The sequence below is a fragment of the Vibrio cyclitrophicus genome (assembly GCF_024347435.1).
GTDB lineage: Bacteria > Pseudomonadota > Gammaproteobacteria > Enterobacterales > Vibrionaceae > Vibrio > Vibrio cyclitrophicus.
The window spans coordinates 69,280-82,157 of the sequence record NZ_AP025482.1 but is presented as its reverse complement, the minus strand read 5'-3'; the positions used below and the strand labels follow the sequence as shown (position 1 = coordinate 82,157).

The following is a 12,878-nucleotide window of genomic DNA, read 5'->3' as shown; positions in this document are numbered from 1 at the left end:
AACAAGAACTAGAGCACCTTGCCCTAGTTCTAAATGGACACGCTTATTGATAGATAGAGTCTTCAGAATGGAACTTGTCTGCGACGACCGTTTTCTTGATGTTGTTCTTATTGACCGCAATTGGTTTGAGCAACCAAGCAGGTACGTCTTTTGTTCCGTTATTTAGCACAGCGTTTGATTTAGGCGCTTCGTCGCTTCCCAATTCAACCGCAATTTCAGCCGCGCGATCCGCTAGAATGCTAATTGGTTTGTAAACCGTCATGGTTTGAGTACCATTTACAATTCGGCGAATTGCTGCAAGGTCGGCATCTTGGCCAGAAATAGACACTTTGCCAGCCAGTCCTTGCGCATCTAGAGCTTGGATTGCGCCGCCTGCTGTTGAGTCGTTTGATGCAACCACAACATCGATATTGTTGTTATTGGCTGTTAGAGCGTTCTCCATGATTTTAAGCGCGTTTTCAGCTAACCATGAATCAACCCATTGATCGCCAACAACCTTAATGTCTCCGGAATCGATTTTTGATTGCAGTACATTCATTTGTCCTTTTCTGAACAATTTCGCGTTGTTATCTGTTGGCGCACCACCCATCAAAAAGTAGTTACCGTTTGGTTTGTTTTCTAACATTGCAGTCGCTTGCATTTCACCGACTTTTTCGTTGTCGAACGACAAGTAAAAATCAATGTCAGCGTTGTTAATTAGGCGGTCGTAAGCCAAGACTTGAATACCGTCTCGTTTTGCTTCTGCAATAACATTACTTAGTACTTCTCCGTTGTAAGGAATGATCACCAACACGTCAACGCCACGCGATATCATGTTTTCAATCTGTGCTATTTGAGTTTGTTCATTACCGTTTGCCGACTGAACATACACTTTCGCGCCAAGCTCTTCCGCTTTATCAACAAAGATATCTCGGTCTTTTTGCCAACGTTCTAAGCGAAGATCGTCAATCGCCATTCCGATTTTTACTGAGTCAGCTAATGCAGGAGTGGCAGCAAATGCAATTACTGCAGTACAGAGTAGAGAAATTACCTTTTTCATTATATTTTCCTTTTTTTTTCACTACGACTTAATTAAGCCCAATTAATAGCGAGCACAATTAAACTAGCGTCAAATTCAGATTCTTGCCTTTCGCTTTTCTATTACTCTTTTTACGTTATTTTGTTTTTCTACCAAGGTGTGATGGTGGTTATAAAAGCAGCATGATTACAGTCTGCAATTAATCGAAATCGTGCATATAGGAGAGATTCAAGGGGGATTTAGGAAGATAACTGTGAATGACAGCACATTATCGGGGGTGAGTGTGAAATGTAGTCACGGAACTAGGTTTAATATAATTGAGTTGTCAATGAACAGGTTCACATAGCCTTGAAAAATAATAAGTGAAATACGCAAAATATAAATGAATAAATGGTAAAAACTCGCAATTAGTCGTCATTTTTACCGACCTAAAAACTAATTAAAGTTTATTTTCTCATTTAGCTTATTTGTTTAAAAAAGGTGAAACCAATAGATCATTCACCTTTTATCGCTCATCTAATTGGTGCTAATCGCAGTCACAATCTCAACATCGATTTCAGTATCAATATCGCTATCAAATTTGACTGCGACTGAAATTACAGCAACAACTCTTCTACCTCACAGACCATCTTCCAGTTTTTAGGAAGCACGTGCTTGCCACCTTGAACTTTTACGGTAGCACGATGTTCTATTTGACTCGACGAACGCCCTATCATCAGTTCAAACTCACCGCCTTCAACCACACGGCGGTGCTGACCATCAGTAAAGTTAAGCATATCGACCGGTAAACGGAACATCACTGATTTTGTTTGACCAGCTTGAATCGATACTTTGTTGAACCCTTTTAGTTCCTTGACAGGGCGAACCACTGAGCAAATTTTATCGCGCACATACAACTGCACGACTTCTGCACCATCGCGGCTACCACTGTTAGTCACCTCAACGCTCATTTCGATCATATCGTCGAATGTCACCTCATCACAATTGAGCGATACATTGGCGTAATCAAACTGGGTGTAACTGAGGCCATAGCCAAAGTTGTATGCCGAACCAAAGTGGTAAGCAATCGGGGTACCCGCACTCTTTAGCTTGTGATTATAGAAGTATGGCACAGCTCCAACGTTCTTTGGAATGGATAAGGTTAAGCGACCACTTGGGTTCACTTTACCCGAAATGACATCGCATATAGCGCTTGCGCCCTCTTGCCCCGGAGCCCAGCCATACACGATTGCAGCGGCTTCCTCTTCTGCTCTTCCTAGTTGATATGGTCGACCTCCGGTAACGAGCACAACAATCGGTTTGCCCGTGTCCAGTAGCTCGTCGAGCATCTGTTGCTGCACACCTGGCAACATTAGCGAGTCGGTATCAGAACCTTCACCTACAGTTCCAGTTTGGAACAACCCAGCAAGGTCGCCAACACAAGCTACGACCACATCGCTGTTTATCGCGACATCAACCGCACCCGCGATATGAGAGGTATCTTGGCTAATTGGTGATGTCATCGCTTGACCAATCGCAAGGTCAACATCTCCTGGGAAAACAGGCGCATTGGCGTGACGCTCAGTTAATATATCGCAGCCTTTATGATAATTCACCGATTCAAACTGTTGTTGGAAGATGTTCAACAAGGTTTTAGACACTTGTTCATCGCTATCAGATTCGCTCAAAATTAGATGTACTGGGAAACTGTAGCCTCCTAACAACGCTAGTTGATCGTCAACCGTCGCGCCTACCAAACCGAGTGTCGTTTGGGTATTAAGAGGCAAGGTACCGTCATTTTTGAGCAGCACTATGGATTCACTCGCGATTTGATAAGCGAGTTCACGGCTAGATTCCGTGTGTAAAGGCGTAGTAGGAACTTCGCAATAGGGATTTTCGAACAAACCCATTTCGAATTTAACGCTTAAGATCCTAGCCACAATTTCGTCGATTTTTTCAATTGAAATAAGGCCTTGATCAATGGCGTTAGTGAGGCGTTCCGCGCAGGCATCGTCAGGAAGTTCGATGTCTAAACCCGCATTGAATGCAAGCGCCGCCGCTTGTGCGTTGTTTTCTGCAATTGCATGGTGCGATGCAAGCAATTCGACGCCACCATAATCCGCAACAACAAGCCCATCAAAGCCCCACTCTTCTCTTAACACTTGCGTCAATAAATGATGAGAAGCGTGGCAAGGTTCGCCGTCAATATCATGGTACGCAGGCATTACCGAACCCGCATTAGCGAGTTTGACCGCCATTTCGAATGGCAACATGAACGTATCGTTGAGTTCTTTAAAGCCAAGGTTTACAGGCGCGTGATTACGCGCGCCTTCACTGGCTGAGTGACCAACGTAATGCTTGAGTGTGGCAAACACATCTCGGTTTGGCCCTTGCAAGCCGCTCACATAATGACTTGCCATTACACCAGCGAGATAAGGGTCTTCGCCTAACGTTTCTTCTGTTCTTCCCCACCGCACATCACGCGATACATCAAGAACGGGAGCTAAACCTTGCTTTGCCCCAACCATTTTAACTTGTCGGCCAATATCGGCTGCCGCAGCTTCAATCAAAGCCGGGTTCCATGTATGCCCATAGTTTAGTGACGATGGATATAACGTTGCACCTTGCGCCATTAAACCCACTAAACATTCCTCGTGAGGAATCGCAGGAATGCCTAAGCGCGTTTGCTCAACCAAATATTGCTGAAACTTATTGAGCGCTTTAACGCCCGCTTGTGCATCAACAGTATGGGTACCAAGTGCGCGTGTAATTTGGCCCAAGCCATGCTTGATTTTGTCATCAAGACTGCGCGAGTCAGTACCAGAAACCATTTCCAAACCGCGTTCTTTATGATCGCCATTTTCATCTAACAGCAGCCACTGCGCGCCGAGTTGAGCTATTTTTTCTTCTAACGTCATGCGAGCCAATAAGTCTTCCACTCGCTGTGCCACTGAATATTCCGGTTGTTTGTAAATCACCATTGTTCACCTCTATATGATGTATGGCGTTACTATCTCCGAAATTCATATTCAATACGTTAAGGTAAAACTCACTTACGAAATCCAACACGACGCTTGCCAGATTCATAACAGTTGAGGGGGAAATTAAGTAAAACGGTTGTTATTTTTCCTAAATGCTATAGGAGTGAGCCCAAATTGCTTAATGAAAACTTGAGATAAATAAGACTGACTTGGGTAACCCACCTGCTTGGCGATAACGTCCAGTTTTTCAGATGTTGTAGACAATAGTTGTTTTACCTTTTCTAATCGAAGGCGCGTTACATAATGGTGCGCCGTCACACCATGTGCGATCAAAAATCTCGTATCCAAGGTTTTACGAGACACTCGACAATGATCCGTCACCTGTTTGATTTTGATATTGAGATGGTAATGATTTCGAATATACCCTTCCGCTTTAATGACTATCTGGTCAGCATTGTCTTGCGAAATGGTAGTGTGCCCTTGAATCAATTTATACGACGAGAACTTGGTATGGTGCGGTTTTTTGAAGCGCAGCGTTTTCTGTAAGGTTTCTACACATAATTTGCCCAATTCGACGGGGTTGAGCTCAACCGAACTGAGAGGCATCGGCGATAACATTCGCTCAGTGTCATCATAATCTGTGCCGATGATCGACACCTCTTCGGGCACGCTCACACCTAATGTGTGACACAAATTTGCAAGACGGCGCGCTGAGCGATCAGATGAACAATACACGCCCATCGGAAACGCTTTGTTGTGTATTGCTTTTTCTACGTCATCGACAACCGCAAGCCCCGCGGCTTGCGCAGTTTGTTTGAATGAAACATGGCGCTCTTTACTCCACGGGAACACACAATCTTGTTGGTTAGCAAAATAACCGACACTTGTAATCCCTGTGGCTTCAAGCCCTTGCAATGCGGTAATCGCTAACCCTCTGTTATCTAAAATCACAGAAGATAAACGAGAAGGAATCACCTCAATTTGGTGATTGCTGTACACTACGGCTTTTGCCGACAATGAATCAACGATGTGATTAATATGCGGTTTGTCGTAATCCGCGATAACGTAATCCCAGTCGCGCGACAAGATGTATTCTAAATTTGATGAGCACTCTAGATGAAGCTCTACCTTGATGCTCGACTCATCGACTTTAGCCTTGATGCCTTTCAATATTTCGCGATCGTAATAGATCATACTGTCTAACAGCAACAACAACGTCTTCACTCTTTTTTCTCCAATGATGCTCTGGGGAATATCGCTCCCTTCAGATAGCAAAAGTGCCCCACAACTAAGTGGGGCAACAAGAGTTCATCAGGAGCGATAAACTCTGGGGGTTAGGTCGTTCCGCTCTGTGCTCGATGGCACAAGGCGAGTTTTATCCTAGCTCAGCGTTATGCACGCTCGCTTTTTGTTCTTGCTTCTTTTTTGCATCAAGCAATAGAAGCGCTTTAATTTGATCAAGCTTCTTGTTATCAAGTCGATAGAACATCATGAATATCGCCAAAGAAGCGAATATGACGCCAGGTATTACCGTAAACAACAGATTAATTGCAGTGACCACTTGGTCAGATTGGGTTTCCGATCCGCCGACATAACCTGCACCCGCTAAAACCCAACCCACCGAAGCGCCACCAATCGCAATACCTAATTTAATCGCAAACAAATTGGTAGAAAACACCATGCCACTCAAAGAGCGATTACTGCGCGTCTTCTCGTAGTCAACCACATCCGACATCATGCTCCACAAGATAGGCGTAGTACTCATTTGAATCACTCCCAACATGATAACTAGAGCAAACACCATATAAATATTCGTTGGATCAACTAAAAACAATAGTGCCGACAAAAAGCTAGAAACAACAATTAAGACGCGATAGATTTTAGGCTTATCAAATTTGCCGAGTAACGGTGCAGAAGCCATTGCACCCACAATATTTGCCAACATACCTGCGACCATGAATGTGGTGGCAAGATCCGCTCTTCCCATTACGGTATTCACGTAATACATGGTTGAAGCACCTTTAAGTACGACTCCGGTAAGCAAAACCACATTCACAATGAATAACACTCGCCACTGATTGTTTTTCATCAACAGCTTTAGATCTTCAACCACAGATTGTTTGGCTTCATCTTCAGGAACACATCGTTCTTTTGTGTTGGCAAAGCAAATGAAAAACAAACCAATCGCACCCAAGCCCATAACAGCCATCGCGCCAACGTAACCTTTTTGAACATCACCTTGACCAATAACATCCACGAGTGGAAGCGCCACCATTGCCACGACCAATCCACCAGCAGTACTTAAAGCGAATCGATAAGATTGCAGTGAAGTTCGCTCGTTAGAATCATTGGTCATAGCATTTGCCATTGCGCAATAAGGTACATTGATGGCGGTATACATAATGGTGAGGAAAATATACGACGCGTACGCATAAGCAATTTTACCAGTTTCGCCGACATCAGGCGTATAAAATGCAAACATACAAGCCGCACCGAAAGGAACCGCCATCCATAGAAGATATGGGCGATAACGACCATGCTTGGTACGAGTTCGGTCCACAATTGATCCCATAATAGGGTCGGTTACCGCATCAATAAAACGAACAAGAAGAAACATAGTGCCCATATGCGCAGGCGATAGGCCGTAAATATCGGTATAAAAATAGGCAAGAAAGAGCATCACGGTTTGCCATACAAAGTTACAACCAGTATCACCTAAGCCGTAAGCTACCTTTTCTCTCACCGATAACTTTATCGTATTCATTATTTTCTCCAAGGAACAATATTTATCTGGTTATTATTTTTCTAGCTTTGGAAAAAATTATCAACTTGCTCAATATCGTAACGTAATTACGATATTTATTATGTGTGATTCAACGCAGGTAATCCAACAAATGAAATCGACTGGAACCATAAAAATCAATGCGTTAAAAAAACAACCAAGATTAATCAATATAGATAATAGTGTTTTTTGAGAGGTTGAGCACATTTAATAAATTCAAGAAATTTGGTATCAAAAAACATAATTGATGAGGCCACGAAAAAAATAAAATATAGCTAACGAAATACGTCCACAACGATTAAACGACTAACTGGAACTTTAGCTATGACTGATTTCTTTAAACACATTAATAAAATACAATTTGAAGGCACTGAATCTTCAAATCCACTTGCTTTCCGTCATTACGATGCCGACAAAATGATCCTTGGCAAAAGCATGAAAGACCACCTTCGTTTTGCAGCTTGCTACTGGCACAACTTCTGCTGGCCGGGCTCTGATGTTTTCGGTGCTGGCACGTTCGACCGCCCTTGGCACAAAAATGGCGACGCCATGGAAATGGCCAAAATGAAAGCCGATACCGCGTTCGACTTCTTCTCTAAACTCGATGTTCCTTATTACTGCTTCCACGACACCGATGTGGCACCAGAAGGCAACTCCATCAAGGAATACGTGAACAACTTCCAAGCAATGGTCGATGTGCTTGAACAAAAGCAATCGGAAACCGGCCTTAAACTGCTTTGGGGTACGGCGAACGCTTTCTCCAACCCACGTTATATGTCGGGTGCGGGAACTAACCCTGATCCGAAAGTATTCGCTTACGCGGCAACACAAATTTTCAACGCGATGGGCGCAACTCAGCGCCTGGGTGGCGAAAACTACGTTTTATGGGGTGGTCGTGAAGGCTACGAAACTCTACTAAACACGGACTTACGCCAAGAACGCGAGCAGTTAGGCCGCCTAATGCAGATGGTGGTTGAGCATAAACATAAGATTGGCTTTAAGGGTGCGATTTTAATTGAACCTAAACCACAAGAGCCAACCAAACATCAATACGATTACGATACCGCAACGGTTTACGGTTTCTTGAAACAGTTCGGCCTAGAGAACGAAATCAAGGTGAACATTGAAGCGAACCATGCCACGCTTGCGGGTCACAGTTTCCATCATGAAGTTGCGACCGCAACGTCTTTAGGCTTGTTTGGTTCTATTGATGCCAACCGTGGCGACCCTCAACTGGGTTGGGATACCGACCAATTCCCGAACAGCGTGGAAGAAAACACGTTAGTGATGTACGAAATTCTTAAAGCAGGTGGTTTCACCACAGGTGGCTTCAACTTTGATGCTCGCGTTCGTCGCCCTTCTATTGATGGCGAAGACTTGTTCCACGGCCACATTGGCGGCATGGACACCATGGCACTGTCTTTAGAGCGCGCTGCCGACATGATTGAAAACGATGTGTTGTCTAAGAAAATTGCTCAACGTTATGCGGGTTGGAACGAAGACCTAGGTAAGAAGATCCTAAACGGTGACCTTAACCTTGAAACGCTAGCTAAGCATACTGTAGACAGCAACATTTCTCCGGTTAAAGCATCTGGCCAACAAGAACATCTAGAAAATATTGTCAACGGCTTCATCTACAAGTAATTGTTGGGCGTTGTTTAGACCAAGTCCAAGTGTTCTCAGGGGGAGTATCACTTGGACTTTTTTATATCTACGATAACGAGATCATCATGACACTGACCATTCAAAACCCCGTACTAAAAGGCTTTAACCCTGACCCATCTATTGTTCGTGTAGGCGATGATTATTACATCGCTACTTCTACCTTCGAATGGTTTCCCGGCATACAAATCCACCATTCTAAAGATTTGGTGAATTGGCGGCTAATTGGTCACGTGCTCACTCGTTCATCTCAATTAGATATGAAAGGAATGGATAATTCAGAAGGCGTTTATGCCCCGGCACTGTCTTATTCAGATGGAAAATTTTGGGTCTGCTTTTCCAACGTTCATTCGTGTCGTGGTGGTAACTGGATGGCAACACCAAGCTTTGTTGTTACCGCAGAAAATATTGAAGGCCCTTGGAGCGAACCTGTATCAATTGGCAACTACGGTTTTGATCCATCAATGTTCCACGATGATGACGGTAAGAAATACATGCTGAATATGGTATGGGACGGACGTGCCAACGAGAACTTTTTCGGCGGTATCGTTATGCAGCAATTTGACCCAGCCAAAAACACGCTAATTGGCAAGCCACAGAACATCTTCAAAGGAACTCAGTTAGGTTGCACTGAAGGCCCGCAGATGCTCAAAAAAGAAGGTTACTACTACTTGATCACGGCTGAAGGCGGTACGTCTCGCGATCACGCTGTCACCGTTTGCCGTTCAAATAATCTTTTGGGGCCTTATGAAATCCACCCCGAAAACCCTATTCTCACTAGCCGCTTTCAAGAGCAAGCAGAACTTAGCCGAGCTGGCCATGGGTTTTTAGTAGAAACACAACAAGGTGAATGGTATTTAACGCACCTGTGTGGTCGCGGTATACCCAACCCTGAGGGATACCAGTTCATTCCTAAATATGACAACAACTTTTGTATTCTTGGCCGAGAAAGTGCAATTCAAAAAGCACATTGGCACAATGGATGGCCTTACGTGTCTACTGGGAAAACCCCAGCGGTTCAAGTGCAAGCACCCGATCTTGCTGCTTGTCCTTGGCCAGTGTTAGACGCAAGAGATGAATTTGATGACAGCACTTTAAGGCTTGAATATCAAACCTTGCGCGAACCTTTCACCGAACAATGGGGTTCGTTAACTGAACGTCCTGGATACCTACGTTTAAAGGGTCGCCATTATCTTAGCTCTCGTTATGAACAGAGCTTGATCGCCCGTCGATTCCAATCCTTCTATGCTAGCGCCGAAACCAAAATGGAGTTTGCTCCAAACACTCCCTACGAAATGGCAGGATTGTGCGCCTATTACGCCCGAAACGGTCACTATTTCTTGAAGATGACCGCGAATAACAGCGGTCAACGTGTGTTGAAAATCGTGGGTAATATTAACGATCAGTATGAAGAATATGGCTCAGAAGTGACCATCGGCGATGCTTCCGTTGTATGGATGAGGCTCACTCTTAATAAACAGTGGTATCAGTTTAGCTATTCACTCAATGGTGACACATGGCACAACATCGGCCCAGCACTGAACAGCACACCACTGTCAGATGAGGGTGGCCCTGATATCTTCCGATTTACGGGAACATTCGCGGCTCTTTACGCTGCCGATATTACCGGGCAAGGCAAACACGCCGACTTCGATTACTTTGAGTACCGCGAAAACACAGAACCTTTATAGACATTCATTCCAAAAGCCAGTAATCACCGACTTACATCAACTTATTTTCTATTACTACCCCCTTTAGCACTCACTTTTTTGAGTGCCAAACCCGATATCAATAAGCGTGTAATTTGGGTGTCAAACCGGAGATCTAGTGCTTATCACAATAGTGAAAAAACGTAATTCGCGTGAAAATAAACGCCATTTTGTGGCGAGTTAGCTCCGATATACTGGTTTAAACATTCGTTAACTAAATTATAAACTTAGTGAGTAAACATCATGACTGAAACTACCATTGAAGCTACGCCATTGAGTGACGCTGAAGCTGTCACCGCTCGCGATTTAGAACGCGCAAGCCAACTTAACCCTATTTCTTCACCACTCGTCACCCACATGTATACTGCCGATCCTTCTGCTCATGTATTTGACGGCAAGATTTATATCTACCCGTCTCATGATGTTGAGACCGGACAGCCATTAAATGATGATGGCGACCATTTTGACATGCGTGACTACCATGTTATTTCACTTGATCGCCCGTTTGGCAAAACCACCGATCATGGCAATGCACTCGACGTTAACGATGTAAAATGGGCGGAACGTCAAATGTGGGCACCTGATGCCGCAGAAAAAGATGGCAAGTACTATCTGTATTTTCCTGCCAAAAATTACGACGGCATCTTTCATATTGGCGTTGCCGTAAGCAATCGTCCTGAAGGCCCATTTGAACCACAAGACACACACATTGATGGATCATTTAGTATTGACCCTGCCGTGTTCGCAGATGATGACCAACAGTACTACATGTATTTTGGTGGCTTATGGGGTGGTCAGTTACAAAACTGGCGAAATGGCGAATACGGTGAAGAGATTTACCCAGCAGACGATGAGCCAGCATTGTTACCTTTGGTCGCTAAACTGAGTGAAGACATGCTCAATTTAGCCGAGCCTGCTCAAGAAATTCAAATTTTAGATGAACACGGAAAACTGCTCACTGCTGGTGATATTGACCGCCGTTATTTTGAAGGGCCGTGGTTACATAAACATGAAGGTACTTATTACTTCTCGTATTCGACTGGCGATACGCACAATATCGTGTATGCCACAAGCCAATCTCCATATGGCCCTTTTATCTACCAAGGCGTGATCTTAGAACCCGTATTGGGCTGGACGACTCATCACTCCATTGCACAATACCAAGGAAAGTGGTTCTTGTTTTACCACGACAGTTCACTGTCTGGTGGGCAAACTCACTTACGTAGTATAAAAATGACCGAATTAACACACAATGCCGATGGTTCCATTCAAACCATCAAACCCTACTTCGACTAACGGGCTTATTTATAAGTGGTTTGCGAATAAGTACAGTTGCCGCGATTACAGTTAACGCTAGTTCAATTAACCTAAGCACTTGTAGAGAACGTACCTTTAACTTGAGTACCTTCAACGAAAGTTCAGTTAAGTCATGCAGCGTTAACGCACACAACATAAGCTACACATAAAACAACGCCGGGTATTAAGAGAAATCTCCTTATACTCGGCGCTTTTGTTCATCAAGATATCGATAAAACACAATGACTAACGATCGGTTGGAATCAATCCTTCAATGAGCGACGTGCGCCATTGCATTGCTTCCGCATCGTATGCTCCAAATCCTGCACTGTATTCCCAGTAGTGCCAACTAAAACCACGTTTTTCTGATTCTCTCGCGATAAACGCTGTCCAAGCGCGTTGATCTTCCGCTTTAGAAAACTGGCTGTATACGCCAAATTCACCAATATTCACTTCGAACTCACGCCCTGGTTGATCGTTCCATTGCGCGACAGCATCAAGGTACATAAACAAGGTTTGTTGCTCAGCATCACTGCCTAACCATCGAGTTCCTATCCAGTCACTGGCTCCTTCTGTCCAATCGGCGCCTTGATGAGTGAACTTAAAGGGTTCGTAGAAATGAACCGTAATAATAGTATTACTGGCATTACATGCAGCCGGTAAATTCAAATCAGGCAACTTAAATGGCCCTCCCCAATCGGCTGTACCTACCATAATTTTACGTTGTTCGAGGCCGTTATTCTGCTCTCTCGCCTTATCAGTCCAAAGCACGCTGACTAAGTCATCAATCAGAATATTCCATTCATCAACACCAACCACTTCATGAGGTTCATTCAACAGCTCAAACACCAGTTGATCTTGCGGGTAACGGCTAAGAGGAAATTGGTCGGCTAATTGCGCCCAAATTGCTTTTAAACGCGCTAGGTGCAGTTCAAATTCACCTTGGTTGTAGAACAGCTCTTCGTAATGGTGAGTATTGATGATAACTCTTAACCCTTGTTGAATAGCTTCATCAACCACTTGCTGTACTCGCGCTAAAAATACTGGCTCTATCGTATAAGGTGCACCTTCCATTGCATGCGCACTCCAACGAATTGGCACTCTCACACTCGCAAAACCTGCATTGTGAATGTTATCAAAGTCACTCGGTTGAATCAGTCGATTTGCATTCCACTCACCTTCGTAATTAGGCGACTCTAAGTAGTTTCCCATATTGATGCCACGACCTAAAAAGCTGTGCGCTAATCCATTCGTCTCATTCCAATCATACAAGTCGCTGTAGTACGCTTCATTTAATACCACGTGCGCTTCTTCAGAGCTTCCACTTGAAGAACCACACCCAGAATTGAATAACAATTCTACCAATACTGCACTCAACGATATTAAGCTGCGTATTTTCACTGTTCTTACTCCATTACTATTCTGTTACCAGTGGAGCACACCGCCCTTTA

Annotated in this window: 8 protein-coding genes; 3 read left to right on the top strand and 5 right to left on the bottom strand. The window is 44.1% G+C overall.

What is annotated here, in order from left to right:
* Window positions 1–43 precede the first annotated feature (43 nt).
* From xylF to OCW38_RS22715, 4 genes are all read right to left on the bottom strand, one after another.
* Complete coding sequence (gene xylF / locus OCW38_RS22730) at window positions 44–1,039, bottom strand: D-xylose ABC transporter substrate-binding protein (RefSeq protein WP_261896566.1); 996 nt, start codon at window positions 1,037–1,039, stop codon at window positions 44–46.
* A 575-nt stretch (window positions 1,040–1,614) separates the two neighbouring features.
* The gene (locus OCW38_RS22725) at window positions 1,615–3,978 is read right to left on the bottom strand and encodes a glycoside hydrolase family 3 N-terminal domain-containing protein (protein ID WP_046209656.1); all 2,364 of its coding nucleotides are present in this window, start codon (window positions 3,976–3,978) and stop codon (window positions 1,615–1,617) included.
* A gap of 123 nt (window positions 3,979–4,101) precedes the next feature.
* Window positions 4,102–5,202: a substrate-binding domain-containing protein gene (locus OCW38_RS22720; protein WP_046209655.1), complete on the bottom strand. Its 1,101-nt coding sequence runs from the start codon at window positions 5,200–5,202 to the stop codon at window positions 4,102–4,104.
* Between the two features lie 151 nt (window positions 5,203–5,353).
* On the bottom strand, window positions 5,354–6,742 hold the full coding sequence (locus OCW38_RS22715) for a glycoside-pentoside-hexuronide (GPH):cation symporter (protein WP_046209654.1): 1,389 nt from the start codon (window positions 6,740–6,742) through the stop codon (window positions 5,354–5,356).
* A 342-nt stretch (window positions 6,743–7,084) separates the two neighbouring features.
* On the opposite strand from OCW38_RS22715, the gene xylA reads away from it, so the two are divergent.
* The 3 genes from xylA to OCW38_RS22700 all read left to right on the top strand — a co-directional run bounded on the left by xylA (window position 7,085) and on the right by OCW38_RS22700 (window position 11,427).
* Window positions 7,085–8,404, top strand: a complete 1,320-nt coding sequence (gene xylA / locus OCW38_RS22710) for a xylose isomerase (RefSeq protein ID WP_261896563.1) — start codon at window positions 7,085–7,087, stop codon at window positions 8,402–8,404.
* An 86-nt stretch (window positions 8,405–8,490) separates the two neighbouring features.
* Complete coding sequence (locus OCW38_RS22705) at window positions 8,491–10,113, top strand: glycoside hydrolase family 43 protein (RefSeq protein WP_046209677.1); 1,623 nt, start codon at window positions 8,491–8,493, stop codon at window positions 10,111–10,113.
* 261 nt (window positions 10,114–10,374) lie between these two features.
* Window positions 10,375–11,427 (top strand): glycoside hydrolase family 43 protein, encoded by a 1,053-nt coding sequence (locus tag OCW38_RS22700; protein WP_046209676.1) that lies wholly within the window; start codon window positions 10,375–10,377, stop codon window positions 11,425–11,427.
* 246 nt (window positions 11,428–11,673) lie between these two features.
* On the opposite strand, the gene OCW38_RS22695 is transcribed toward OCW38_RS22700, so the two are convergent.
* Window positions 11,674–12,828 carry a glycoside hydrolase family 5 protein gene (locus OCW38_RS22695; protein WP_261896559.1) on the bottom strand — a complete coding sequence of 385 codons (1,155 nt, stop codon included), beginning with the start codon at window positions 12,826–12,828 and terminating at the stop codon, window positions 11,674–11,676.
* Between the last annotated feature and the right edge of the window lie 50 nt (window positions 12,829–12,878).